This window comes from Microbispora sp. H10836 (assembly GCF_012999525.1).
GTDB lineage: Bacteria > Actinomycetota > Actinomycetes > Streptosporangiales > Streptosporangiaceae > Microbispora.
On the sequence record NZ_JABBWU010000023.1, the window covers coordinates 55,178 to 79,497 of the forward strand.

The 24,320-nt window shown below is 72.7% G+C and carries 23 protein-coding genes; 14 read left to right on the plus strand and 9 right to left on the minus strand.

The annotated features are described in order from the left end of the window. The first annotated feature begins 405 nt into the window (after positions 1 to 405). Positions 406 to 2,007 (plus strand): HNH endonuclease signature motif containing protein, encoded by a 1,602-nt coding sequence (locus HHX30_RS32775; RefSeq protein WP_169986945.1) that lies wholly within the window; start codon positions 406 to 408, stop codon positions 2,005 to 2,007. Between the two features lie 71 nt (positions 2,008 to 2,078). On the opposite strand, the gene HHX30_RS32780 is transcribed toward HHX30_RS32775, so the two are convergent. Continuing rightward, positions 2,079 to 2,969, minus strand: a complete 891-nt coding sequence (locus HHX30_RS32780; protein WP_249350697.1) for an IclR family transcriptional regulator — start codon at positions 2,967 to 2,969, stop codon at positions 2,079 to 2,081. Positions 2,970 to 3,186: 217 nt separating this feature from the next. Between HHX30_RS32780 and HHX30_RS32785 the strand changes: the two genes are divergently transcribed. Genes HHX30_RS32785 through HHX30_RS32795 form a run of 3 tightly spaced genes read left to right on the plus strand, consistent with a single transcriptional unit; the run spans position 3,187 to position 5,022 of the window. After that, positions 3,187 to 4,068 carry an LLM class F420-dependent oxidoreductase gene (locus tag HHX30_RS32785; protein WP_169986947.1) on the plus strand — a complete coding sequence of 294 codons (882 nt, stop codon included), beginning with the start codon at positions 3,187 to 3,189 and terminating at the stop codon, positions 4,066 to 4,068. Beyond that, entirely contained in the window at positions 4,061 to 4,573 is a 513-nt protein-coding gene (locus HHX30_RS32790; RefSeq protein WP_211592926.1) for a nuclear transport factor 2 family protein, read from the plus strand. The genes HHX30_RS32785 and HHX30_RS32790 overlap by 8 nt, the downstream gene beginning before the upstream one ends. Beyond that, positions 4,570 to 5,022, plus strand: coding sequence for a nuclear transport factor 2 family protein (locus tag HHX30_RS32795; RefSeq protein ID WP_169986949.1), 453 nt, complete (start codon positions 4,570 to 4,572; stop codon positions 5,020 to 5,022). Before HHX30_RS32790 ends, HHX30_RS32795 begins: the two co-directional genes overlap by 4 nt. A 64-nt stretch (positions 5,023 to 5,086) precedes the next feature. On the opposite strand, the gene HHX30_RS32800 is transcribed toward HHX30_RS32795, so the two are convergent. Together HHX30_RS32800 and HHX30_RS32805 are read right to left on the minus strand one after the other, a co-directional pair. Next, the gene (locus HHX30_RS32800; RefSeq protein ID WP_169986951.1) at positions 5,087 to 5,572 is read right to left on the minus strand and encodes a nuclear transport factor 2 family protein; all 486 of its coding nucleotides are present in this window, start codon (positions 5,570 to 5,572) and stop codon (positions 5,087 to 5,089) included. A gap of 7 nt (positions 5,573 to 5,579) precedes the next feature. Beyond that, positions 5,580 to 6,476 carry an LLM class F420-dependent oxidoreductase gene (locus tag HHX30_RS32805; protein ID WP_311922963.1) on the minus strand — a complete coding sequence of 299 codons (897 nt, stop codon included), beginning with the start codon at positions 6,474 to 6,476 and terminating at the stop codon, positions 5,580 to 5,582. A gap of 137 nt (positions 6,477 to 6,613) precedes the next feature. On the opposite strand from HHX30_RS32805, the gene HHX30_RS32810 reads away from it, so the two are divergent. Continuing rightward, on the plus strand, positions 6,614 to 8,311 hold the full coding sequence (locus HHX30_RS32810; protein ID WP_169986953.1) for an alpha/beta-hydrolase family protein: 1,698 nt from the start codon (positions 6,614 to 6,616) through the stop codon (positions 8,309 to 8,311). On the opposite strand, the gene HHX30_RS32815 is transcribed toward HHX30_RS32810, so the two are convergent. From HHX30_RS32815 to HHX30_RS32825, 3 genes are all read right to left on the minus strand, one after another. After that, the gene (locus HHX30_RS32815; protein WP_169986955.1) at positions 8,297 to 8,887 is read right to left on the minus strand and encodes a TetR/AcrR family transcriptional regulator; all 591 of its coding nucleotides are present in this window, start codon (positions 8,885 to 8,887) and stop codon (positions 8,297 to 8,299) included. The two genes, HHX30_RS32810 and HHX30_RS32815, sit on opposite strands and share 15 nt — an antisense overlap. A gap of 27 nt (positions 8,888 to 8,914) precedes the next feature. Further along, positions 8,915 to 10,186, minus strand: a complete 1,272-nt coding sequence (locus tag HHX30_RS32820) for a C39 family peptidase (RefSeq protein WP_169986957.1) — start codon at positions 10,184 to 10,186, stop codon at positions 8,915 to 8,917. Positions 10,187 to 10,266: 80 nt separating this feature from the next. Beyond that, positions 10,267 to 11,424, minus strand: a complete 1,158-nt coding sequence (locus HHX30_RS32825) for an acyl-CoA dehydrogenase family protein (RefSeq protein ID WP_396706115.1) — start codon at positions 11,422 to 11,424, stop codon at positions 10,267 to 10,269. A gap of 38 nt (positions 11,425 to 11,462) precedes the next feature. On the opposite strand from HHX30_RS32825, the gene HHX30_RS32830 reads away from it, so the two are divergent. Continuing rightward, the gene (locus tag HHX30_RS32830) at positions 11,463 to 12,536 is read left to right on the plus strand and encodes an acyl-CoA dehydrogenase family protein (protein ID WP_169986961.1); all 1,074 of its coding nucleotides are present in this window, start codon (positions 11,463 to 11,465) and stop codon (positions 12,534 to 12,536) included. A gap of 130 nt (positions 12,537 to 12,666) precedes the next feature. On the opposite strand, the gene HHX30_RS32835 is transcribed toward HHX30_RS32830, so the two are convergent. After that, on the minus strand, positions 12,667 to 13,821 hold the full coding sequence (locus tag HHX30_RS32835; protein WP_169986963.1) for a steroid 3-ketoacyl-CoA thiolase: 1,155 nt from the start codon (positions 13,819 to 13,821) through the stop codon (positions 12,667 to 12,669). Positions 13,822 to 14,142: 321 nt separating this feature from the next. Between HHX30_RS32835 and HHX30_RS32840 the strand changes: the two genes are divergently transcribed. Together HHX30_RS32840 and HHX30_RS32845 are read left to right on the plus strand one after the other, a co-directional pair. Beyond that, positions 14,143 to 14,934 carry a D-alanyl-D-alanine carboxypeptidase family protein gene (locus HHX30_RS32840; RefSeq protein ID WP_311922964.1) on the plus strand — a complete coding sequence of 264 codons (792 nt, stop codon included), beginning with the start codon at positions 14,143 to 14,145 and terminating at the stop codon, positions 14,932 to 14,934. A gap of 175 nt (positions 14,935 to 15,109) precedes the next feature. Next, positions 15,110 to 16,675, plus strand: a complete 1,566-nt coding sequence (locus HHX30_RS32845) for a M28 family metallopeptidase (RefSeq protein ID WP_169986967.1) — start codon at positions 15,110 to 15,112, stop codon at positions 16,673 to 16,675. Positions 16,676 to 16,745: 70 nt separating this feature from the next. Here HHX30_RS32845 and HHX30_RS32850 read toward each other — a convergent pair whose 3' ends face one another. Together HHX30_RS32850 and HHX30_RS32855 are read right to left on the minus strand one after the other, a co-directional pair. Continuing rightward, on the minus strand, positions 16,746 to 17,417 hold the full coding sequence (locus HHX30_RS32850; protein ID WP_396706121.1) for a lytic polysaccharide monooxygenase: 672 nt from the start codon (positions 17,415 to 17,417) through the stop codon (positions 16,746 to 16,748). A 225-nt stretch (positions 17,418 to 17,642) separates the two neighbouring features. Further along, the gene (locus HHX30_RS32855; protein WP_211592928.1) at positions 17,643 to 18,557 is read right to left on the minus strand and encodes a DMT family transporter; all 915 of its coding nucleotides are present in this window, start codon (positions 18,555 to 18,557) and stop codon (positions 17,643 to 17,645) included. A gap of 140 nt (positions 18,558 to 18,697) precedes the next feature. Here HHX30_RS32855 and HHX30_RS32860 point away from each other — a divergent pair, with 140 nt between their 5' ends. From HHX30_RS32860 to HHX30_RS32885, 6 genes are all read left to right on the plus strand, one after another. Next, positions 18,698 to 19,291, plus strand: a complete 594-nt coding sequence (locus HHX30_RS32860; RefSeq protein ID WP_169986971.1) for a TetR/AcrR family transcriptional regulator — start codon at positions 18,698 to 18,700, stop codon at positions 19,289 to 19,291. Continuing rightward, entirely contained in the window at positions 19,288 to 20,439 is a 1,152-nt protein-coding gene (locus HHX30_RS32865) for an FAD-dependent monooxygenase (RefSeq protein WP_169986973.1), read from the plus strand. The genes HHX30_RS32860 and HHX30_RS32865 overlap by 4 nt, the downstream gene beginning before the upstream one ends. Positions 20,440 to 20,554: 115 nt before the next feature. After that, a complete protein-coding gene (locus HHX30_RS32870; RefSeq protein WP_169986974.1) occupies positions 20,555 to 21,886 on the plus strand; it encodes an MSMEG_0569 family flavin-dependent oxidoreductase in 1,332 nt (443 codons plus the stop codon). 5 nt (positions 21,887 to 21,891) lie between these two features. Further along, positions 21,892 to 22,707: an amidohydrolase family protein gene (locus HHX30_RS32875; RefSeq protein ID WP_169986976.1), complete on the plus strand. Its 816-nt coding sequence runs from the start codon at positions 21,892 to 21,894 to the stop codon at positions 22,705 to 22,707. 25 nt (positions 22,708 to 22,732) lie between these two features. Then, positions 22,733 to 23,248, plus strand: a complete 516-nt coding sequence (locus HHX30_RS32880) for an MSMEG_0572/Sll0783 family nitrogen starvation response protein (RefSeq protein WP_169986978.1) — start codon at positions 22,733 to 22,735, stop codon at positions 23,246 to 23,248. Between the two features lie 4 nt (positions 23,249 to 23,252). Further along, positions 23,253 to 24,317, plus strand: coding sequence for an MSMEG_0568 family radical SAM protein (locus tag HHX30_RS32885; protein WP_211592935.1), 1,065 nt, complete (start codon positions 23,253 to 23,255; stop codon positions 24,315 to 24,317). The last annotated feature ends 3 nt before the right edge of the window (positions 24,318 to 24,320 follow it).

Consider the following 24,320-nt stretch of genomic DNA (forward strand, 5'->3'; position numbering starts at 1 on the left):
GGTGCTGCGCCGCGCCCCCGAGCTCGCTCTTCCCTCCTCACCTGTAACTCCAGCTAATCGTGCTGTCCGGTTGCTCGACGGCCTGTGACTACGGGAGAATTCATACAGGTTTTCGAATTGTTCGGGGGAGGTGCGGTGGAGCCGTCTACGGTTGATACCGAAAACCCTCCTGGTTCGAAATCCCCTGAACCGGATTGGCGCGACCAGCTGACCGCTGGTTCCCCGCTTTGGGCCTCCACCTCGAATGGAGACACGGATACCCCCTGCGACGGCCCCGGGACGACCGGCGACCAAGCGGCGAATGGTGATCGCCGGGGTCGGTCGTCGTGGGTGCTGGTGGGTTCTGTTCGAGAGTCGGCGCAGGCGTTGGCGTTGGCGCCGGTTCCGGACGATGTGGATGTCTGTTTGGCCGAGGCTGAGGAGTTGGTGTTCGCGCGGGATCGGATCACGTGTGCTCTGGCTGATCGGGTGGGGCGGGTGCATCGGGCGGGGCAGGCCCGGCGGCATGGGCATGCCTCCACCCGCAGTTGGCTGCGCACCGCCGCGGGGATGACGGTGGCGGGTGCGGGCCGGCTGCTGACCTTGGGGATCGAGTTGGCTCGGCTGCCGCGGGTGCGGGAGAAGTTCGCGGTGGGTGGGTTGGCGGCGGGGGTGGTGGAGGCCATCTGCGCGGTGATCTCTGGCCTGTCGGATGAGCACGCTGCGGTGGCTGAGCCGATTCTGCTGGAGTTGGCGGGGAGGGCGGGGGCGGCGGAGGTGGCCAGGGCGGGCCGTTATCTGCGGGCGGTGCTGGACCCCGCTGGTGAGGACCGCGATGAGCGGGCCGATCACGGGCGGCGGTTCCTGCGGGTCCGCCGGGGTAAGGGCGGCGGTTTGGAGGGGGAGTTCTATCTCCCGCGTGAGCATGCCGCCCGGTTGCAGGCGTTGCTGGATGCGTATGCCAGGCCGAAGGCGGAGGGTGATGACCGGCCGCTGCGAGTGCGTCAGGCGGATGCGTTCATGGCGTTGCTGGAGGAGAAGATCGCCGCCGAGCTCCTGGTGCTGGTCAACGCCGAATCCCTCCCTGCCGACCCCACCCCCGGCCCCGAGACCTCCGAGCACCCCGAGGCCCCGAAAGACACTCAGAACAGCCACAGCGCCCAGAACGCCCAGAGCGCTCGGAACGCCGAGGCGGCTGAGGACAGCCGGGACGGCGAGGACACCAGCGCCCCCGCCGAGGGGGACACGACTGACGTCGCCAGCACCGACCCTGTCGACCTTGCCGAGACCGCCGACCTTGCGACCGGCCCCCATGAAGTGCAGTCCGGCGATGACGCGACCGGACGACACGAGCACCAGTGGTCCGGCCAGGGCGAGGCCGTGTGCGGGTGCGGCAGTAGGGCGCGGTGCTCGACCACAGCGCCGGAAACACCGAGGACGCCGGAAGCGCCCGGCGCGCGGGGACCAGAGCCGGGACCAGAGCAGGGGACGCCGCAGGGCGTGCTGGGACCAGAACCGGAGAGGCCACCGGGAGGAGAGCCGGGGTCTCCACCGGGAGCGTCGGCCGGAGGGCTGCCGGGGGCACTGGCGGGGGCGCTGCTGGGGGCGGTGTTGGGGACGGCGCCGGGGTTGCTGCTGGCGACCGGGCAGGTGCTGCCCGTCTCCAGCGTGCACCGGCTGGCCCGCACCTCCACCCTGGTGCGCCTGGTGATGGACGCCGACGGGCAGGTCCTGGACATGGGCCGCAAAGTCAGATTGGCCACCCCCGCCCAGCGGCGGGCCATCTTCACCCGCTACGCCACCTGCTGGATCGACGGCTGCCCCCTGCCCGCCACCAGGTGCCAGATCGACCACGCCGACAACTGGAGCACCGGCGGCCTGACCGACCTCAAACTCCTCGGCCCGGCCTGCCAGTTCCACAACCGCGACCGCTACCAGCACCCCGACCGCTACACCCGCCGCAAGACCGGCAAAGACCGCTGGGCCTTCACCTACCACCCGGCCCGGACCAGGCGGCTGCGAATCTAGACGGCGAACCCAGACGAAGTCAGGACCGGGCGGCCGGCGTGCAGCGAATGGCGCGGATCAGAGCTAGCAGATCAGAGCCAGTCGCCGTTCTGGCCGACGGCGAGCAGGCGGTTCATGGTCTCCGGGGACCAGGTCCGGTCGGGCACGCGGTGGACGGCCCGGGACCTGCGCTGGGACTCCAGATCGGGGAAAAGGGCGAGCGAGACCTGACGCGCGGCGTCGACCACGAGCGGGGCCACCTTCTCCAGCGGGGTGCGGGCGTCGCCGACCAGGGAGATGCTGGCCACCGGCCCCTCATGACCGCGCACGGCGGCGGCGACGCAGGAGATGTCGGGGAAGCACTCCCCCCGCTCGAAGGCGAGGCCCCGGCGCTGCCGGATGCGGTTGAGCTCCTGGTGCAGGGTGCCGATGTCGCCGATGGTCCGGTTGGTCAGGCGGCTGATGTGCCCGTCGATGAGCACCTCGACCTGCTCGGGTTCCAGCCAGGCGAGGATCGCCTTGCCGAGGGCGGTGCAGTGGGCGGGGGCCCGGCCTCCGACGCGCGACGGCACCGACAGGGCGAAGCGCCCGCCGACCTTGTCGAGGTAGAAGACCTCGGCGCCGTCGAGCACGGCGAGGTGGACGACCATCCCGGTCCTGATCTGCAGGTTGTGCAGCAGCGGCGCGGCCGCCTCGCGGATCTCGCCGTGGCTGCCGTCCCGGCCGCCGAGCCCGAGCGCCCGCTTGCCCAGGCTGTAGCCGAACGACGTGTGGTCCAGCCAGTTCAGCCGTACGAGCTGGTCGAGGATGCGATGAGCCGTCGAGCGCGGGAGGTGGGTGCAGCGAGCCACGTCCTCGAGGGTGAGGCGGGTGGAGCGACCGGTGAACGCGTCCATGATCAGCGTCATCCGTTCGACCATCGACGGCGGCAGCTCTCGCCGCGCGGGCGCCATCGCCTCCTGCTCGGCGCGGAGAGCGGTCATCACACCTCCCAAAACTGAAATGAATTCTTGCTTCGGAATGTAGCAACGCTCAGCGTCTCTGGGAAGAGGGGAAGAGGCATCCCGTTATGTCGACCGCTGTCCGGTTCCGGTCAGCGGGACGAGCGGCGGCAGGGGCGTGCTCCTCCACTAGAAAGATTTCTGCCAAGCGTGCTTCCCGACGTGAGGCCCTGTTCCTGGTGGATGTGGAGGTGCGCCGGTGCGGATCGGCATCGTCAGTCCTGTAGTGGTCCGGCTGCCCGGGATCCACTCCGATTGGGAGTGCGAGGCGAGCGTGGAGGACCTGGCCCGGATCGCCGAGACCGCCGACCGGCTGGGCTATCACCACCTCACCTGCAGTGAGCACGTGGCCGTCCCGGCCGGCATCGCCGCCGAGCGGGGCGCCGTCTACTGGGATCCGCTGGCGACCTTCGGCTACCTCGCCGCCCGCACGCGGCGGATCCGGCTGGTCACGCAGGTGCTGGTGCTGGGTTACCACCACCCTCTCGCCATCGCCAAGCGGTACGGCACGCTCGACCGCGTCAGCGGCGGACGGCTCACGCTGGGCCTGGGCGTGGGCAGCCTCAAGGAGGAGTTCGAGCTGCTCGGCGTGCCGTTCGAGGGCCGGGGGGCACGGGCCGACGAGGCCATCGAGGCCCTGCGCGGCTCGCTGTCGGAGCGGGAGCCGGAGTTCCACGGCGAGTTCTACGACTTCTCGGGATTCGTGGTGGAGCCGCACGCCGTGCAGCCGCGGGTGCCGCTGTGGATCGGCGGGCGCACCCCGCGGTCGCTGCGACGGGCCGCGACCTACGGTGACGGGTGGGTGCCGTTCGGCCTGCCCCTGGACACGCTCGCGTCGATGGTCCGCGAGGCGGAGCTGCCGGACGCCTTCGACGTCGTGCTGTCCGCCGGACGCCCGGTGGACCCCATCGGCGCTCCCGACGCCGCACGGCGCGCGCTGGAGCGGGTGCGCGACGCGGGCGCGACCGTGACCGGCGTCACCCTCGCCGCGACCTCGGCGGAGCACTACCAGGAGCAGTTGGAGGCGCTGCACGCCCTCGCGACCGCGATGGGCGCCGACTTCGGGAGGACCGATGGCTGACACGGCGATGACCGGGACCGACGTCGAACGGCGGCTCGCCCGCCTGGAGGAGCGCGTCCGCGTGCTGGAGGACGAGCGGGAGGTGACCCGGCTCATCCTCTCCTACGGGCCGCTGGTGGACAGCGGCAGCGCGGACGAGGTCGCCGAGCTGTGGGAGCCCGACGGCGTCTACGACGTGGACGAGCTGCTGATGCGGGGGCGGGAGCAGATCGCGGCCATGGTCCGCTCCGATGCCCATCAGGGCTGGATCGCGGGGGGCTGCGCGCACTTCAACGGCGCGCCGCACGTGACGGTGTCCGGCGACGAGGCGACCGCGATCGGCTACTCGCTCATGGTGGTGAACCGGCCCGAGGGCTTCACGCTGCGCCGGGCCACGGCCCACCACTGGACCCTGCGCCGCGGCCCGGAGGGCTGGCGGGTGGTCAACCGCACCGCCCGGGTGCTCGACGGGCGGCCGGAGTCCCCGCGGCTGCTGGCGGACGGCGTCGCCGGGAGGCCCGCGTGAACGACCGTGACAGGAACGACCGTGACAGGAACGACCGTGACAGGAACGACCACGACCTGATCGTCGAGCGGCTGGCCCGGCTCGCCGCCGCACTGGACCGTCGCGACTGGGACGCGATCGCGGGCATCTTCACCCCGGACGCCACCGGCTACCGCCGCAGGGGACGTACGGAGATCGTCGCCACGATCCGGGCGCATCTCGGCGGCTGCGGCCCCTCCCAGCACCTGCTGGGCAACCACCGCGTCGAGATCGACGGCGACCGGGCCAGGTCGCTGACGTACGCGCGGGTGTACCACCAGGGCGCCGGGGCGTACGAGGGCCGCTTCTACGAGTGCTTCGGCGAGTACGAGGACCACTGGCAGCGCACGTCCGAGGGCTGGATGCTCGCGTCCCGGGTGTTCGGCATGACGATGTCGACCGGCGATTTCGGGGTTCTCCAGCCGGGATGAGGCATCGCAGCATCACCAGGTCGCCCCGGCGGGCGAGCCCGCGCTGACCGCCTCGCCGAGACGGTCATCGCTCCCCCTCCCGGCCGCGTACGCGCCGTACCGGCCTGGTCTCGATCCAGTCGATCCGCACCTCTCGGCGGGCGATGCGCCAGGCGCCGTCGTGCCGCCGGTACGTGTCGGCGTACCTCAGGTGCCAGACCAGGTCGGACGGCCCGCCGTCGGGTACGGAGGGGCGACTGGACAGGTGGTGGGCCACGCAGGCCACCGCGCCGGTTGCGGTGCCGGGCTCCGGCCCCGCGTCGAAGACCTGCCCGGCGATCGCATGGAAGGTCATCGTGAGGTCCCGCAGCGCGGCCATCGCGCCGGCGATCTCGTCACGGCCCGTACGCGTGCCGACCGGGCCGAGCGCGCGCGGCGGGTCCGGCAGCACGAGCACCCCGTCGGGGGTGAACAGGTGGATCAGGCGCGGGATGTCGCGCTGGTCGGCGTACAGCGCGTACCTGGCCACGAGGTCGGACAGCGCGACGGCGTCGGCCGTGTCCAGGGTCATCGCGTGCTCATCTCGGGGTCAGCCCGAGGCGGGCGGCGCAGGCCGACAGCTCGTCGGTCGCCGCCCCGAGGTCGGCCGTCGGGGTGGGTGACAGCAGGATGCGATCGGCGCCCAGCGCGGCCAGCGAGGCGGCCTTCTCCGGGGTGATGCGGGAGACCAGGTGGCCGAGCGTGAGCTCCAGCGCTCCGGGGTCGCGCCCGCAGGCCTCCGCCTCGGCGCGCATCACGTCGAGCAGCCGGCGCAGGTCGTCTCCCACGACGCCGAGCGGCTGGAAACCGTCGCCCAGGCGTCCGGCGCGCCGGGCCGCGGCGACGCTGTGCCCGCCGATGTGGATCGGCACGGCCCCGCGCGCCGGCTTGGGGTAGGTCATCGCGCCGTCGAAGCGGAAGAACTCGCCATGGTGGTCGGCCCCGTCCGGGCCGCCGCCGGCCCACAGCGCGCGCATCACGCGGATCTGCTCGTCGGCCCGGCGGCCGCGGGTGGCGAAGTCGGTGCCGCAGGCCTCGATCTCCTCCTTCATCCAGCCCATGCCCACGCACACCCGCAGGCGCCCGCCGGACAGCGCGTCCACGGTCGCCAGGCGCTTGGCCAGCACGACCGGATGGTGGTTGGGCAGCACCAGGACGCCGGTGGCCAGCCCGATCTCGCTCGTACGGCCGGCCAGGAAGGCGAGCAGGTCGAGCGGGTCGGGGATGTCGCAGTCGTCGGGCAGTTCCATCCGGCCCGAGCTGTCGTAGGGGTAGACGCTGGAGTAGCGGCTCATCACGACCGTGTGCTCGACCACCACGACGGACTCGAACCCGCACGCCTCGGCATGCCGGGCGAAGCCCGCGATCCACTCCGGGTCGGCTGTCGTGTTCGCCGCCACCGGCGCCAGCACGGCGTATCTCATCGCTCCGCTCACGCTGGGAAGTTATCGGCGCGGTCCGGGGCCGGACCGCGCTCCTCCCGATGACCGGGACGCTCCCCCCACCCGCGCCGTGATCGATTCGTGACCTTGATAGCCTGCCTGCTCCGAAAGGCACGGGGATCGGGGGCCCGATGGGGGAAGGGCGACGGGTACGGCTCGGTGCGCCGCTCGACACGGCCGGAATCGTCCTCGCCACGACCTTCTTCTGCCTGTCGCTCACGCCGTCGCTGCTGCCCCGCCCCTGGTCGCTGCAGGGGATCATCGCGGGCGTGCTCTCCGCCACCGGATACCTGGTGGGAGTGATCGCCGGCGCGCTCGTACGCCCGGCCGCGGCCCGGATCACGGTGCAGATCATGGTGCGATGGCGCGAGGGGTGGAACCGCACGGGACGGCGGCGGGTCCGGCGCGTGGTCGCGACGTTCGGCTGCGGTCTCGGCGCCGCCTCGCTGGTCCTGGGTGTGCGCGCGCAGCGGGACATCTACCTGCTGATGGGGCTGGAACCGCCGGAGCGGCTCGGCTATCTCGGCGTCCCGCTCGTCGCGGCGGCCCTGTTCCTGGCCCTGCTGGCCGCCGCCAGGACGCTGCGGATCGCGGCGCGGGCGCTGGGCCGCCTCCTCGGGCGGTGGTTCCCCGCGACGGCCGCGCAGTTCGCCGCCGGACTCGGAGTGGGCGTGCTGGCCGTCTTCCTGACCGACGGGGTCCTCACCGAGGCCCTGCTCAAGGGGGCCGACCGCAGCTTCGCCGCGATCAACAGAGAGACGGCGCCGGGCGCCACCCGGCCGCGTGCCGACACGCTGTCGGGCAGCCCCTCTTCACTGGTGCCGTGGGCGTCCCTCGGCCTGGAGGGCCGCGCCTTCGTCGCGGACGCGCCCACGACGGACGAGCTGAGCCGGTTCGGCGGGCGGCCCGCCGTCGCCCCGATCCGCGTCTACGCCGGGCTCGACTCCGCCGCGACCACGCGCGCGCGGGCCGCCCTGGCCGTACGGGAACTGGAACGGACCGGCGCGTTCGGCCGCGCGGTGATCTGTGTGATGACGACGACCGGCACCGGCTGGGTGGACCCGCAGGCGGCCGCCGCCCTGGAGTTCATGTACGGCGGCGACACGGCGCTGGTCTCGATGCAGTACTCCTACCTGCCGAGCTGGCTGTCGTTCCTGGTCGACCGCGACCGGGCCAGGACCGCCGGGCGGGAGCTGTTCGACCGGGTGTACGCCCGCTGGTCGGCGCTGCCCGCGGGGCACCGGCCCAAGCTGCTGGTCTTCGGGGAGAGCCTGGGGGCGTTCGGCGCGGAGTCGGCGTTCGGCGGCGACCGGGACCTTCGTGAGCGCACCGACGGCGCGCTGTTCGTCGGGCCGCCGGACAGCAGCGCGCTGTGGCGGCGGCTCGTGGACGGCCGCGACCCCGGCAGCCGGGAGGCGCTGCCCGTCTACCGGGACGGCGAGACCGTGCGCTTCGCCAACCGGCCCTCTGACCTGGACGTCCCGGCGTCGCCGTGGAACCCGCCGCGGGTCGTCTACCTGCAGCATCCCTCCGACCCGATCGTGTGGTGGACGCCCCGGCTCGTCCTCACCCGGCCCGACTGGCTGGAGGAGCGCCGCGGCGACGACGTGCTGCCGTGGATCCGGTGGTATCCGTTCGTGACGTTCTGGCAGATCACCGCCGACCTGGTGTTCTCCCTCGACGCGCCGCCGGGGCACGGCCACGACTACGACGGCGAGGTGATCGCCGCGTGGGCGCGGATCGTGCCGCCGGCCGGGTGGGACGACGCGCGGACGGCGGCGCTGACCGCACTGATCGCACACCGCCACCCCGCTTCAGGCCTCCAGTGAGTCGAGCCAGGCGAGCAGCCGGGCTCCCTCACGCGTCATGATCCCGGGGTCGCGCAGGGCGTTGGCCAGCAGCGACATGCCCTGGTAGGCGCCCACCAGGGTCAGCGCGAGGCCGTCCGGCCCGGGCAGGCCGAGCTCGCGGAACTGGCCCTCCACCCAGTCGAGCAGCAGCCGGATCACCCGGCCCGCCTCCGCGTCCAGGCCGCCCTCGTCGCGTTTGTCCAGCTCGGCGGCGAGCGTGCCGGTCGGGCAGCCCCACCGTGCCGCGACGTCGCGCTGGCCGACCCACGCCTCCACGAGCCCCTTGAGCCGCTCACGCGGGTCCGGCAGCCGCTCCAGCCGCGCGGTGAGCTCCCCGAGGTGCCGGGCGTGCTCGTCCAGCGCGGCGGCGACGAGCTCGTCCTTGGTCTTGAAGTAGTAGTAGACGTTGCCCACGGGGACGTCGGCGGCGCGGGCGATGTCGGCGATGGTCGTTCGCTCGGCGCCCTGCCGGTGCACGACCTCGGCGGCGGCGGCCATGAGCCGCCGCCGCTTGGCGCTCGCGGACTTCACCCGGGCACTCGTCGAGTCAGTCACCTGACTGACTATAGGACGTGCTCCGCGTCACCAGTTGGCCGGCAGTCCCGGGGTCGTGGGGGGCAGGGGGCGGTTCTTCGGGTGGATGACGTACACGACCCCGCCGCTGCCGGAGCTGCGGAGCCAGACGTTCTCGAAGTCGGCCCGCGGGTAGACGTGGCGCACCGCTTCGTTGTCCGGCGAGGCGGGGTCGTTGGCGATCACGTCACCGTCGGCGGTGAAGCCGATGATGACCATGAGGTGACCGTTGGTGCTGTATCCCGCGCCGGGCAGCTCCTCCGCCTTGAACGACTGGGAGGTCACCACCGGGATGCCGGCCCGGATCAGCCGCTCCAGCTCGGTCAGCGAGCGGAGCCGGGTGACGAAGCCCTCCAGCCCGTACCGTCCCGCGTAGGCGGTGTTGAACGGCCAGTTGCCCGCGCCCTCGTAGGCGTAGTCGTAGGTGTACCGGGCGGCGTAGTCGACCTCGGGGTCGGGGTCGGAGGGGTCCACCCAGGAGGTGTCCTGCCTGCTCGGCCACTTGCCCCAGTAGCCGAGGACCATGGTGGTCGAGGTCGGGCTGCACCACGCCTCTCCCCCGCCGTCCCACTCGGGGTAGTGGCCCTCGTGGACGTTCTGCGAGCGGCGGGGCACGGGCAGCTCGACGCCCCAGGCGATGCCGCCGGGGCTCACCGGGACGGTCTGCCGGTCGGGCACGGCCGACGCCATCGCGCCGAGCGCGCGCACGACCGGATTCGCGGCCGAGCCCTGCGCGCGGTAGAGCGTGACGCGCAACTGGTAGGAGGTGATCGCCTTGCCCGCCGCGGCCACGAACGTGTCGACCGAGACGGTGCCGTCGGCGTCCCGCTGCCCGGACAGCGACGTGCGCCGGATGTCCTCGTCGCCGTACGCCCAGCGGCCGAGCACGTACCACTTCGTCTGCCCGGCGGCGTGGCGGCCGCGCATCTCGACCTGCAGCCAGCTTCCCGCGGGCACGTCGGCGTTCCAGGAGGCCACCAGCTCGGTCGCGGCGAACCCGACGGGCCGCTCGGCGCCGGTCCACCGGGCGTACTCCCAGGTCTTCGTGCCGAGCGCGTCGGTGTAGGAGATCGTGCCCACGGGGGCGGCGAAGGACAGGGTGTTCCCCGCCTTCACGCCCTCGCGGAGGCCGGGGCCGAAGTGGGCCCGCTGGTAGACGACGTCGACGGCGGACGCCGGGGGTTTTGCCGCGGCCTCGGTGGCCGTGGCCGGAATGGTGAGGGCGGAGGTCGTCAGGAGGGCGGACAGGAACACGGGCAGGAACACGCTCGGCACGCGCATGGCTCACCTCGGGGTGTCGTCGGCGTCCCCGACGCTAGAGACCTGCCGCCCTCCCGCGCATCGGCAGGAATACGTATCCGCTACCGGCGTTCGCGCGGCAGGCCCAGCACGCGCTCACTGATGATGTTGCGCTGGATCTCGTTCGAGCCCGCGTAGATCGTGTCGGATCGGGAGAACAGGTAGAGCCGCTGCTCGTCGCTCAGGTCGTACGGCGGGCCGTCGGCGACCATGCCGGCCGCGCCGAGCACGTCCATGGCCAGCTCGCCGAGCTCGCGGTGCCACACGCCCCACACCAGTTTGGAGATGGACGACTCCGGGCCGGGCGCGCCCGCCGCGATGCCCGCCATCGTGCGGACGGCGTTGAGGCGCATGGCCTCCAGGCCGATCCAGGAGCGGACGAGCCGGTCGCGCAGCAGGGGATCGTCGACGGCGCCCGTCCTGCGGGCCAGCGCGATGACCGCCTCCAGCTCGCGGCGGAAGCCCACCTGCTGGCCGAGCGTGGCCACGCCGCGCTCGAAGCCGAGCGTCGCCATGGCGATCTTCCAGCCGTCGCCGGGCGCGCCCACGATGTTCGCCGCGTCCGTCACCGCGCCGTCGAAGAACACCTCGTTGAACTCGCTGGTCCCCGCCATCTGCACGATGGGCCGGATCTCCACGCCCTCCTGCCGCATGGGCACGAGCAGGTAGGACAGGCCGTGATGACGCGACGACCCCGGCTCGGTGCGGCAGACCACGAAGCACCAGTCGGCCTCCATGGCCAGGGAGGTCCACACCTTCTGGCCGGTGACCCGCCAGCGGTCGCCGTCCAGCTCGGCGCGGGTCTGCACACCGGCCAGGTCGGACCCGGCGTTCGGCTCGGAGTAGCCCTGGCACCACAGCTCCCGGGCGGCCACGATCGGCGGCAGGAAGCGGGCACGCTGCTCGTCGGTGCCGAACGCGATGATCGTCGGGCCGAGCAGGTTCTCGCCGATGTGACCGACCCGGGCGGGCGCGCCGGCCAGCGCGTACTCTTCGTGGAAGACCACCTGCTCCTCGACGCTCGCGCCCCGCCCGCCGTAGCGCTCGGGCCAGCCCAGGCAGGTCCACCCGGCCTCGGCCATGTGCCGCTCCCAGGCCAGCCGGACGTCGAACGCCTCGTGCTCACGGCCGGGCCCGCCCAGCCCTCGGGCGCCGGCGAACTCGCCCGACAGGTTGTCCTCCAGCCAGGCCCGTACCTCTCGCCTGAACGTCTCACTCACAGCTGACACTCTACCAAACAGTTGTTAGAATGAGTGCCATGTTCACCACCGAGGAGCAGGAGGAGCTGCGGCGCACCGTACGCGCCGTGCTCGAGCGCAACCCCGCGGCCCGCCCGGCGCCCGACGAGACGCCGGAGTACGACGAGACCGTCTGGCGGCTGCTCGCCGACCAGGTGGGGGCCTTCGGCCTGGCCGTTCCCGAGGAGCACGGCGGAGCGGGATTCTCCTACGCCGAGACGCACGTGGTGTGCGAGGAGCTGGGCCGCGCCCTCGCCACGGTGCCCTACCTGGGCTCGGCCGTGCTCACCGCCGACGCGCTGCTGGCCTGCGGCGCGACCGGCGACCTTCCCGGGATCGCCGGCGGCGGCCTCGTCGGCGCGCTGGCCTGGGCCGAGGGCGGCACGTGGGATCCGGCCGCGATCCGCGCCCGCGTGACGGACGGCCTGCTCACCGGTGTCAAGGAGCACGTGCTCGACGGCGCGCGCGCCGGCCTGTTCGTCGTGCCCGCCCTCACCCCCGAGGGCGGTCTCGGCGTCTACGCGGTCGAAGCCACCGCGCCGGGTGTGCGGGCCGAGCCGCTGGTCACGCTGGACCGGACCCGGCCGCAGGCGCGCGTGACCTTCGACGGCGCCCCGGCGCGGCTCCTGAGCACCGACGGGCACCGCGTGCTGGACCGCCTGCTCGCCGTGGCCGCGACCGCGCTGAGCGCCGAACAGCTCGGCGGGGCGTCGCGCTGCCTGGCAATCACGCTGGAGTACGTGAAGACCAGGGAGCAGTTCGGCCGGCCGATCGGCTCGTTCCAGGCGGTCAAGCACCGCCTGGCCGACCTCTACGTGCTGGTCGAGTCGGCCAGGTCCATGAGCTACGACGCGGCACGCGCGCTCGCCGAGGACGCCGCCGACCTGCGGGTGCGGGCCGCGGCGGCGCAGGCGTACTGCGCCGAGGCGTTCTCCGCGGTGGCGGCCGAGACCGTCCAGCTGCACGGCGGCATCGGCTTCACCTGGGAGCACGAGGCGCACCTGTACTTCAAGCGGGCCCACTCGGCGGCGCAGCTGTTCGGCGACGCCGCCTGGCACCGGGCCCGCCTCGCCCCCGCCGTCCTCGGCGGCTGACCGGCCCGTATGTCGTCAGCGGATTGCCGCGATCCCGCGGGCCCGATGTGGATAAGGGCCCCTTCGGGGCGAGGTCTCCACTTGACGGCAGCGCGCGGCGCGTCTTCGCGTCGCGGCCGGGGGCGCTCGGTCAGACCCGCTGGATGATCGCGCCGGTGGCCAGCGCGCCGCCGGCGCAGATGGCGACCATCGCGGTCTCCTGGTCGCGCCGCTCCAGCTCGCCGATCGCGGCGGCGATCAGCCGGATGCCGGTCGCCCCCACGGGGTGGCCGATCGCGATCGCGCCGCCGTTGACGTTGAGCCGGTCCTGGTCGACGCCGTGGACCTGCGCGAACGACATGGGAACCGAGGCGAACGCCTCGTTGACCTCGAACAGGTCGATGTCCCCGATCTTCATGCCGGTGCGGGCGAGCAGCTTCTCGGCGGCCTTGACCGGGCCGTCGAGCAGGAACTCGGTCTCCGCGCCGACCAGGCACTGGGCCACGATGCGGGCGCGCGGGCGCAGGCCCAGCCCGCGGGCCCGGTCCTCGTCCATCAACACGGCCGCGCTCGCCCCGTCGGAGATCTGCGAGGCGGTCCCGGCGGTGTGCAGGCCGCCGTCCAGGATCGGCTTGAGCCCGGCCAGCGCCTCCGTGCTGGTCTCGCGCAGCCCCTGGTCCCTGGTGACGGCGGCGGGCCCGTCCCCGGCGGACCGGCCGGCGGGCGCCGTCACGGGGATGATCTGCCCGTCGCACCTGCCCTCGGCCCACGCCCGCGCGGCCCGCTCCTGGGAGCGGAGCCCGAAGGCGTCGAGCTGCTCGCGGGTGAAGCCGCGTCGGCGGGCGATCCGGTCGGCGGCGACGTACTGCGCGGGCATGTCGCGGTCCCACGAGTCCGGCCGGGGCCTGCCGACGCCCTCGCCGAGGTTGGCCATCAGCGGCACCCGGGACATCACCTCGACGCCGCACGCCATGCCGACGTCGATCACCCCGGCGGCGATCTGCGCGGCGATCAGGTGCACGGCCTGCTGGGCCGAGCCGCACTGGCAGTCGATCGTGGTCACTCCGGTCTGCTCCGGCAGTCCCGCGTGCAGCCAGGCGGTGCGGGTGACGCTGCCGGACTGCTCCCCCGCCTGGGTGACGCAGCCGCCTATCACCTGCTCGACCAGTTCGGGGTCGACGCCGAGGCGCTCCAGCGCCCCGCGCTGCGCGATGCCGAGCAGCTCGGCCGCGTGCAGTCCCGAGAGCCATCCGCCCCGGCGCCCGAACGGCGTCCGCGCGGCATCGACGATGACCGGAGTTCCCATGCGCTCTCTCGTTCTCGTGTCGGGGGTGTGGGCGTCATCGTGTCTCCCCACCCCGCGGTGGGCGGAGCGCGATCCCGGTCAGCGGAACCGGACAGGTCACGCCCGATCGCCCGCAGCGCCCCTTAAACCTCCCATATCACGCGCGTTCGGGCGCTTTGCTGACTTTTTGCGAAGTTTCGCCCGAAAGGCCCGAATAGTCATGGCACGCTGATTCGCATGTTCGCCCGAAAGCTTTCTCTTGGTGTCTCCATGACCGCCTTTGCCCTGGTCACGGGGATGGCATCACCGGTTCTCGCCCCTCCCGCCCTGGCCTCTTCCGGCGTGGCGCAGCACGTTTCCGAGCACGCGTACGCGCCGCCGCGCGTGTACGGGCGGGCCGTCTATCTGTGGGACGCCACGACCGGGCAGGACCTGCTGGACAAGAACGCCGGCAAGCGCATGCCGGTCGCGAGCCTGACCAAGATCATGACCGCGTACATCGTGCTGCGGGAGGCGAACCTCGACGACGAGGTCAAGATCAAGCGCGAGGACCTCGTGTACGCCTGGAACAACGACGGCACGACAGCCGACCTCGAAGCCGGCGACACCCTGCGGGTCGGCGACCTGCTGTACGCGTTGATGCTCCCCTCCGGCGCGGACGCCGCGCACGCCCTGGCCCGCGTGTACGGCCCCGGGGTGCGCGGCTTCGTGGACAAGATGAACGCCACGGCGCGCGAACTCGGCCTGAACGACACCCTCTACGTCAACGCCGACGGGCTGCCGACCTCCCGCGGCGACGGCTACTCCACCGCCCGCGACCAGGCCAGGCTCGCGGAGATCGCGCTCCGGAACCCCGTGTTCACCGAGATCACCTCGACTCGCCACCACGAGACCGAGGACGGCCGGTACGACTGGTACAACACCAACCGCATGCTCGGTCTGCCGGGCGCCATCGGCGTGAAGACCGGATTCACGAACGCCGCCGGGTTGTGCCTGGCCTTCGCGGCCGACCGGGACGGCCGCCGGCTGATCGGGGTCATCCTCGGCGAGAGCGTCGGCAGCCGCCGCTGGGACACCGCCGAGAGGCTGCTCGACTGGGCATCCGAGTCCTGGGCGACCGAGTCCGGCCGCTGAGCCGCCGTACGGCTCGGCGTACGACGAGTGAGCGGGCCCGCGCAATACCCCGGCGGGCCAGAAAACAGGGCCTTCCGCGATCGGTCAATCCCGGTTAGGTTCCCGATCAGTGTCCATCGGGGGGGCCTGACAACTGGAACCGTTCGGACCGTCATTGGACCCGAAGGAGAGCCCAATGCGCGCCTCGCTCGGCATGCGGGCCGTCGTCGCCACCGCGGCGTCCGCCCTCGTGCTTCCCCTCCTGCCGGCCGCGCCGGCCAACGCCGACCCCGATCCGGCGCAGATCGCGCAGACCGTGGTCGCGTCCGCGGTGAAGAAGCACCTGCGCAAGCTGCAGGACATCGCGAACGCCAACGGCGGCACCCGCGCCGCCGGCACTCCCGGCTTCGCGGCCTCCCGCGACTACGTCGCCGGGGTGCTGAAGAAGGCCGGCTACAAGGTGACCCTGCAGAAGTTCGACTTCCCGTTCTTCAACGAGAACTCCACCGCCGTCCTGCAGCGCACCGCGCCCTCCCCCAAGACGTACACTCCCACCCCGCCCGACGGCAGCACCGTCGGCGACTTCGCCACGATGACCTACTCCGGGTCGGGCGACGTCACAGCGGCCGTCCGGGGCGTCGACCTCGTGCTGCCGCCGGGAGCGGAGGCCAACACGTCCAACTCCGGCTGCGAGGCCGCCGACTTCGCCGGCTTCCCGGCGGGCGCGGTCGCGCTGGTCCAGCGCGGCACCTGCACCTTCCAGGCGAAGGCCGAGAACGCGCAGGCCGCCGGCGCCTCCGCCGTGATCATCATGAACGAGGGCCAGGCCGGGCGCACGGCCACCCTGCAGGGCACTTTGGGCGAGCCCACCGTGCACATCCCCGTCGTGGGCGTGAGCTTCGCGGTCGGCCAGGAGCTGGCCGCCGCCGGGACGTCCGTGCGGGTGAAGACCGACACGGCCAGCGAGATGCGGCCCACGCACAACGTCATCGCCGACTCCCGCTGGGGTGACCCGAACAAGGTGGTGCAGCTCGGGGCGCACCTGGACAGCGTGGTCCCGGGACCCGGCATCAACGACAACGGCTCCGGCAGCGCCGCGATCCTGGAGGTCGCCTCCGCGCTCGGCAAGATCCCGACCAGGAACAAGCTGCGCTTCTCCTTCTGGAGCGCCGAGGAGTTCGGCACGCTCGGCTCCGAGCACTACGTCGCGAACCTGTCCGCCGAGGAGCAGGCCAGGATCAAGCTGTACCTGAACTTCGACATGGTCGCCTCCCCGAACTACGCGCTGAAGATCTACGACGGCGACGACTCCGACGCCGCCGGCTCCGGCCCGGGCCCCGCGGGCTCCGACGAGATCGAGAAGCTCTTCGAGAAGTACTTCGACACGCTCCGCCAGGGCCACGTGGGCACCGACTTCGACGGACGGTCGGACTACGGCGCCTTCATCGCGGCGGGCATCCCGTCCGGCGGCCTGTTCACCGGCGCCGAGGGCGTCAAGACGCCGCAGGAGCAGGCGTTGTTCGGCGGCACCGCCGGCGAGGCGTACGACTCCTGCTACCACCAGGCCTGCGACACCATCGCCAACATCAACGACAAGGCGCTCGCGCTGAACACCGGAGCGATCGCCACCGCCGCCGTGGTCTACGCCTTCAGCCGGGACCTGCCCGGTCCGGACAGCCGCACCACCGCGGCGGCCGCGCGCACGACCGCCGCCGCCCCCGCGGCCCACGCCGTCGGGGCGCACGGCGTGCCCGCCCAGTGATCCGTACGCGGTAGCCGCACGCGGGCCCCGCCGGACGTCGATCGTCCGGCGGGGCCCCGTCATGTGGTCGTCAGCCCGTGAAGTTCACGTCGCTGCAGAAGAAGAACGTCTGGTCCATGTGCGAGGCCTGCCAGATCGTGTAGACCACGGCCCGGCCGCTGCGGCCCGAGGTGCTGAGGTTGACCGAGTAGTACTGCCCGGGGGCGTACCTGCCGGTCTTGGTGAGCAGCTGCAGGTCGTTCCAGCCGACCGCCTGCCGGGTCGGGTCGAAGCCCTGCTTGGTGACGTAGACGAGCAGGTAGTCGGCGCCGTGCCCGGCCTGGTCCCACAGCTTGATCGTGAAGTTGTTGCGGACGTCGGTCGCCTTCCACGCGCCGGGGACGTCCATGGCGTTGTACCGGCCGTTCTCCGCGTGGCCACCGCTGCACAGCTGGCCGTTCGGGATCGCGGCCTGGAAGTTGCCGCCGAGGTTCATGCGGTAGAGGCCGTTCCAGTTCCACATGGCGGTGGTGTCGGCCTGCCACGCCTGCCAGCACATCGGGTCCTGCTGGGCCATGGACGGGTTCTGGAAGTCGCTGCCCCAGCGCTGCCAGCAGCCGTAGTTGCGGGAGGCCGGGTCCACGATCGAGCCGTGGGCGGAGGCCGCGCCCGCCCAGGTGACCAGGCAGGTGATCGACGCGGTCAGCAGGGCCGTGAGGCGCAGGGCCCAGCGGCGGATCCGGGAATGTGAATGCGCGTGCACTGTTGGGTCTCCATCTTCCGGTGGGGGGTTCCGGGCCAGATGGGGAGCGCTCCCTGACGCGCGATGCTAGTTCACCGGCGTTTGTTTGACTACTCGACCAACTTGAGTCAAGAAGTGGACGTCTCCGACCTCGCGTTTCTCCGCGCCGCCCGGGAGGAACACCGTGCACGTTTCATCCTGCGATGCCGGAGCACGTCAGGTCCGCGCACCTGCCACGCCCGCGGTTCACCTCCTGGCGGGAGGGGCGCTCTGCCCCTGCTCCGACTTCGCCAGGAACGGCGAGCGGCCGAGGATGACGATGCCCGCCACGAGCGCCACCAGACCGCCGACCGCGCCCGCGAGGCCCGGCGGATCCACGTGCAGTCGCTCGCCGAAGATCGCCACTCCCAGGACGATGCCGATGATCGGCTCGGTCGCGGTCGTGGCGGGCAGCGAGATCCGCAGCGGCGCGGCGTCGAAGGCGCTCTGATTCAGCAGGATGCCGGTCGCGGCGATCACGGGCAGCAGGTAGGGCTGCCAGGAGGTGAACAGCACGGCCGGCCCCCGTGCCAGGGTCAGCAGGGACCCGCGGGTCAGCGCGTCCTGGAGGCCGTACAACGCCCCCGCCGCCCCGGCGAGCAGCATCGCCTTGGCCTGCAGGGGCATCCGCAGCGCCACCGCGACCATGCCCGCGGCCACTCCCGCCACGATGAGCACCGCGACCCAGAGCAGAGTGTCCGACGCCGGCATCCCGCCGCCGTGGGGACGCCCGGCCAGGAGGAAGACGGCGACGCCGCCGCTGACCAGCACCGCCCCCAGCCACTCCGTCGCGCCCAGGCGCTCCTGGTAGATCAGGGCCGCCGAGGCGAGGGCGAAGAGGAGATTGGTCGCCAGGAGCGGCTCCACGCGGGCCACGTCGGCGCCCCGCAGGGCCAGCGCCCCGAGAATCTGCCCGCCGACCATCGCGGCGATCCCGGCCAGCCAGATCGGCTTGCGCGCCAGGTCGAACAGCAGCCGGACGTGCAGCATCTCGCCCAGCGGCTCGGTGTACGCGACGTGCTGCTGCGCGACCCAGCCCAGCCCGAGGAACGCCGCGGCCGCGAGGCCGAGAACCACCGTGACGATCACGGCGCCGGAGCCCTCGGCATCATGATCGGTCACTCCCCTCGGCGTCCGGGTCTGCCATACGTATCCGGCCATCCCCAGTGACGACGACCTCATGTCCCGGATATGCTTTTTGGGCAATCGTCCAAGGCGTTCGACCAAGACGATCGTATGAGTCTGAAGGGAGCACGTGGGAGATGGCGGAGGTGTCCGCGGACCGGGGCAGGACCACGCGGCAGCGGCTGCTCGGCGCGGCGGCGGCCCTGATCGCCGAGGTCGGCTGGGGTGGCGTCAGCACGCGGATGGTGGCCGAGCGGGCCGGGGTCGCCCCCGGGGTCGTGCACTATCACTACGCGTCGCTCACCGACCTGCTGATCGCGGCCTCGACCGGCGCCGCGCGCGGGATGCTGGAGGAGCTGACCGGGCGGCTGACGGAGCAGCCCGGCCCCGAGGCCGGTGTCGAGTGGCTGCTGGGCGAGCTGTCCCGGTACACGGGGACCGATCCCGCCTCGCTGCTGATCGTGGAGATGTACCTCGCGGCCGCCCGGCTGCCCGATCTCCGCGAGCAGTTGCAGGAGATCGTCACAGCCTCCCGCGCCCGGGTCGCCGCCTGGCTACGCGGCGGAGGGCACGCCGGCGACGCCGAGGCGGCCGCCGCGGTCCTCGTCGCGGCGGTGGACGGCCTGATGCTCCACCGCGGTCTCGACCCCGCTCTCGACCTCACCGCTCTGGCCGGGCCGCTGCGGGCGATGGTGCGTACCAGCGGACACGAGAAGGGACGAAGCACATGAGAGCGATCATCTGCGGCGCCGGGATAGCCGGGACCACCCTGGCGTGGCACCTGGAACGCGCGGGCTGGGACGTCGAACTGGCCGAGCGCGCCCCGGCGTTCCGCGAGGGCGGATACATGATCGACTTCTACGGCCCCGGGCTCGAGGCGGCCGGGAGGATGGGGCTCCGCCCCCGGCTGGAGGAGCTCCGCCACCCCGTGCACGAGATCGGCTACGTCGACGGCGCCGGGCGGCAGACCAGCCGTCTCGCCGTCGAGGCGGGGTACGCCGAGGTGGTCAGCCTGCTGCGGGGCGACCTCGCCCGCGTGCTCGCCGAGCAGGTGCGCGCGCCGGTCCGGTACGGGACGACGGTCGCAGCCGTCAGCCAGGGCGACGGAGGCGTCCGCGTCGAGCTGACCGACGGCAGCCGCCACGAGGTGGACCTGCTGGTCGGCGCCGACGGCGTGCACTCACGGGTCAGGGAGCTCGTCTTCGGGCCCGAGGACCGCTTCATCCGTTATCTCGGCCATCACGTGGCCGCGTACGTGGTCGAGGACGAGGACCTCAGCCGGCGGGTCGGCGCGCGCTACCGGATGCTGACCGTGCCGGGTCTGATGGCCGGAGCCTACGCGGTGGGCGAGGACCGGCTCGCCCTGCTGTTCCTGCGCCGCGAGCCCGATCCCGCCGTTCCCGCCGACCCGGCCGCCTCGCTGCGCCGCCACTTCGGCGGCCTCGGCTGGATCCTGCCCGAGGTGCTGGACAGGTGCCCGCAGCCGCCCGAGCTCTACTACGACCAGGTGACGCAGGTCGAGGCCCCACAATGGAGCAGCGGCCGCGTGGTCCTGCTCGGCGACGCCTGTCAGGCGGTCTCCCTGTTCGCCGGTCACGGCGCGTCCCTCGCGATCGCCGCGGCCTGGGTGCTCGCCGGCGAGCTCCGCGCGGCCCCCGCGGGCGACCTGGCCCCCGCCCTCGACCGGTACGCCGCACGCATGCGGCCCGTCGTCGCCGACGTCCAGTCGTTCGGCCGGCGGTTCCTCCCCTGGATGGCGCCCTCCAGCCGCCTGCGCATCATGGCCCGCGACTGGCTGCTGCGGCTGGCCTCCCTCCCCGGAGCCGACCGGCTGTTCCTGAGCTCCCTGAGCCCCGGCGGCCACCGGCTCATCACCTGACGCACCGCGACATCAGCTCACGCACTGGGCGGCGTCACGCCGGGTGACGTACCGGTAACGGCTTTTTATTCCGGATGCCGCGGTCCGGAAACCCGGCCGGACTGAAGTGGCCGTCATGGAATCGGTGGCGGAAACCAGCACACCGCGGATCGCCGGGGCGCACTACCCCGTCGCGGTCGTCGGCGGCGGCCAGGCCGGGCTGTCGGTCAGCCACTGCCTGGGCCGGCGCGGCATCGAGCACGTCGTCATCGAGGCGCGGCGGGTCGGGCACGAATGGCGCGAGCGCCGCTGGGACTCCTTCTGCCTGGTGACGCCCAACTGGCAGTGCGACCTGCCGGGCTTCCCCTACCCCGGACCCGATCCCGACGGTTTCATGGTCCGCGAGGAGATCGTCCGCTATCTGGAGGACTACGCCGCCTCCTTCGGGCCCCCGCTCGCCGAGGGCGTGCGCGTCACCCGCTTACGGAGGGCCGCGAGCGGGACGTTCGAGCTCGCGACCACCGCCGGGGACCTCACCGCCGACCAGGTCGTGGTGGCCACCGGCCCCTACCACGCGCCCTCCGTCCCACGGCTGGCGGAACGACTGCCCACGGGGATCGAGCAGATCCACTCCTCGCGGTACCGCCGTCCCGCGCAGCTTCCCGAAGGCGATGTCCTCGTGATCGGCACCGGGCAGTCGGGCTGCCAGATCGCCGAGGACCTGCATCTCACCGGGCGCCGGGTCCACCTCGCCGTCGGGAGCGCGCCCCGGGTCGCCCGCTTCTACCGGGGCCGGGACTGCGTGGCGTGGCTGCACGACATGGGCCACTACGCCAGGAGCATCGACGAGTTCGACGACGCGGACGCCGTACGCCCGCGGGCCAACCACTACGTCACGGGCCGCGACGGCGGGCGCGACATCGACCTGCGGGCCTTCGCCCGCGACGGGATGCGCCTGTACGGCCGGCTGACCGGCGTGACCGGCACGACGCTGGAGTTCGCCGGCGACCTGAAGGACAACCTCGACCGGGCCGACGCCGTGGCCGAGGGGATCAAGGACGCCATCGACGCGTACATCGCGGCGCGCGGCGTCGACGCCCCCGCCGAGCCCCGCTACGTGCCGATGTGGGAACCGGACGGGCCGGTACGCTCCCTCGACCCGGCGGCGGCCGGGATCACCTCGGTCGTCTGGGCGACCGGGTTCACCCGCGACCACCGCTGGATCGAGATCCCCGCCTTCGACGGCCGGGGCTATCCGATGCACTGGCGCGGTGTCACGAACTGTCCCGGGCTCTACTTCCTCGGGCTGCCCTGGCAGCACACCTGGGGCTCCGGCCGGTTCGAGGCGGTGGGCCGGGACGCCGAGTTCCTAGCCGGCCACATCGAGGCGTCCCGGCGGCTCGCCGACGTGTGCGGCGCGCTGACCGGCGCGCCCGCCGAGCTCTCCCCCGCCCTGCCGGTCGGGTGAGCCGGATGGTCTTCGACGCGCACCGCCACATCGGCGTACTGCCCGCCCATCCCTTCTACGGCGGCCCCGCGGTCAACCCCGACGTCACCGCGCGGGCCACGGTCAGGCAGCTGATCGCCGACCTCGACGCGGAGGGCACGGAGCGTGCGCTGGTGCTGCCCAACTACGGCGTACCGGACCCGGCGGTCGCCTTCGCGCTCAACGATCTCGTCCTGGAGGCCGCGCAGGCCGACGACCGGATCCGCGCCGGGCTGTGGGTCTCGCCGCTGCCCCGCGACGAGGAACGCACCTCCCGCGTCCTCGGTCTGGCGGGCGAGCGGGGCGTGCGGGCGCTGAAGCTGAGCTTCCTGCTCGGCGGCCGCCCCGCCGACCCCGCCTGCCGTCCGGGCCTCGACCGGATCTTCGCCGCGGCCGAACGCCACGGCCTGGTCGTCCACGTCCACACCTCCCCCGGCGCCGCCTCGGACGTCGACGAGATCGGGCACCTGGTCGAGTGGTACGCCGACCGCGTGCCGGTGCACCTCGTGCACTTCGGCGGCGGGATGAGCGGCCACGTCAAGCTGGCCGGCTCCCGGTTCTTCGACTGGATCACGGCCGGCAAGCGCGTCTACACCGACCTGTCCTGGGCCATCGGCTTCGCGCCCTACTGGCTGGCCCGGGAGATCGAGCGGCGCGGCCTCGGGCACGACCGCGTGCTGTTCGCCAGCGACCAGCCGTGGGGCGACTTCGCGGGCGAGCACGCCCGGATGCGCGCCGCGGCCGGGGACGGCGAGCTGGGCGCGCTCGTCTTCCGCGGCACCTTCGCCTCCCTCTACGACTGACCCCGCTCACCCAAGGAGAGACACCATGTCCGTCGACCTGACCGACCTCGAGAAGAAGAGCATGGGCGAGATCCCCCATCCGTCCCTGCCCGAGGGCTCCAGCATCTACGGCAGCACCAAGGTCTTCCCCGACTACAAGGCCGAGGACGGAGAGTCGTACTTCACCCTCGTCCACGGCATCGCGCACGAGTCGTCGGTCAGCTTCGTGGCCGTGCTGCAGGCCACCCGGGCGCTGCGCAAGGGCTTCGAGACCGCCATCTACTTCTACGGCCCGGGCTCGCTGAACTGCCTGGCCACCCGCGGCTTCCCGACGACAGGCAACTCGGCGTTCCCGGGCGAGCACAACATCAACAACCAGCTCAAGACGTTCATCGCCGAGGGCGGGAAGGTCTACTGCTGCCGGTTCGGCCTGTCCCTGCACGGCGCCCGCGAGGAGGACCTCATCGAGGGCGTGATCCCGACCCACCCGCTGGACGTGCAGGACGCGCTGATCCACTACGCCCGCAAGGGCGCCGTCATCAACTCCACCTACCAGCTGTAGTGCCGTGACCGTCGATCTGCGGATCATGACCCGCGCCGAGCTGGCCCTGCGCGGCGTGGCCTTCGACACGCCCGTACGGCGGCCGGAGGGCGCGGGGCCGAGCGGCGACGGCCACGTCCTCGTCGACGGCGCCGGCGCGGCGCTGCCCGTCGACCCCGGCAGCCCCTACACGGTGCGCGACGGCACGGTCTGGCTCGGCGACCAGGACACCGGGGTCTCGCTGGTGCCCGTGCGGCGGCCGAGGTTCTACGACCTGACCACCGCCGACGGCGTCCCCTACGAGAAGATCGCCCGGCTGCACGGCGCGGACGTGCTCGCCACGACCGTCGTGCAGACGTGCGTCCGGTACGGCGAGGCCGACCGCTGCCGTTTCTGCACCATCGAGGAGTCGCTGCGGTCGGGCGCCACGGTCGCCGCCAAGACGCCCGCCCAGCTCGCCGAGGTGGCGGAGGCGGCGGTACGGCTCGACGGCGTACGGCAGATGGTGATGACCACCGGTACGACCACCGGGCCCGATCGGGGCGCGCGCACTCTGGCGCGGTGCGTGCGCGGCGTGCTGGACGCCGTGCCGCACCTGCCGATCCAGGTGCAGTGCGAGCCGCCGGGCGACCTGGCCTGGATCGGCGCGTTGCGCGAGGCCGGGGCCACCGCGATCGGCATCCACGTGGAGTCGCTGGACGAGGAGGTCCGGCGGCGCTGGATGCCGGGCAAGTCGTCGGTGCCGCTCGCCGGCTACGAGGCCGCCTGGGACGAGGCGGTCCGGGTGTTCGGGCGCAACCGCGTCTCGACGTACCTGCTGGTGGGGCTGGGCGAGGACCCCGACGAGCTGATCGCGGGCGCGGGCCGGCTCATCCGGCGCGGCGTCTACCCCTTCGTGGTCCCGTTCCGCCCGATGCGGGGCACGCTCGCCGCCCGCGACGGCATCGAGGCGCCCGGCGCCGCCCTGCTGACGTACGTCACCGAGGGCGTGGCGGCGCTGCTGCGCGCGGCCGGCATGCGCGGCGCGGACCAAGGGGCGGGCTGCGCGGCCTGCGGAGCGTGCGGCGTGCTGAGCGCGGCGGGCGGGTGAGGC

Coding starts and splice junctions, on each gene's coding strand:
- HHX30_RS32780 (WP_249350697.1), bottom strand. CDS start 2,969: ATGACCGCTCTCCGCGCCGAGCAGGAGGCGATGGCGCCCGCGCGGCGA.
- HHX30_RS32790 (WP_211592926.1), top strand. CDS start 4,061: ATGGCTGACACGGCGATGACCGGGACCGACGTCGAACGGCGGCTCGCC.
- HHX30_RS32800 (WP_169986951.1), bottom strand. CDS start 5,572: ATGACCCTGGACACGGCCGACGCCGTCGCGCTGTCCGACCTCGTGGCC.
- HHX30_RS32810 (WP_169986953.1), top strand. CDS start 6,614: ATGGGGGAAGGGCGACGGGTACGGCTCGGTGCGCCGCTCGACACGGCC.
- HHX30_RS32820 (WP_169986957.1), bottom strand. CDS start 10,186: ATGCGCGTGCCGAGCGTGTTCCTGCCCGTGTTCCTGTCCGCCCTCCTG.
- HHX30_RS32830 (WP_169986961.1), top strand. CDS start 11,463: ATGTTCACCACCGAGGAGCAGGAGGAGCTGCGGCGCACCGTACGCGCC.
- HHX30_RS32835 (WP_169986963.1), bottom strand. CDS start 13,821: ATGGGAACTCCGGTCATCGTCGATGCCGCGCGGACGCCGTTCGGGCGC.
- HHX30_RS32845 (WP_169986967.1), top strand. CDS start 15,110: ATGCGCGCCTCGCTCGGCATGCGGGCCGTCGTCGCCACCGCGGCGTCC.
- HHX30_RS32860 (WP_169986971.1), top strand. CDS start 18,698: ATGGCGGAGGTGTCCGCGGACCGGGGCAGGACCACGCGGCAGCGGCTG.
- HHX30_RS32865 (WP_169986973.1), top strand. CDS start 19,288: ATGAGAGCGATCATCTGCGGCGCCGGGATAGCCGGGACCACCCTGGCG.
- HHX30_RS32870 (WP_169986974.1), top strand. CDS start 20,555: ATGGAATCGGTGGCGGAAACCAGCACACCGCGGATCGCCGGGGCGCAC.
- HHX30_RS32875 (WP_169986976.1), top strand. CDS start 21,892: ATGGTCTTCGACGCGCACCGCCACATCGGCGTACTGCCCGCCCATCCC.
- HHX30_RS32880 (WP_169986978.1), top strand. CDS start 22,733: ATGTCCGTCGACCTGACCGACCTCGAGAAGAAGAGCATGGGCGAGATC.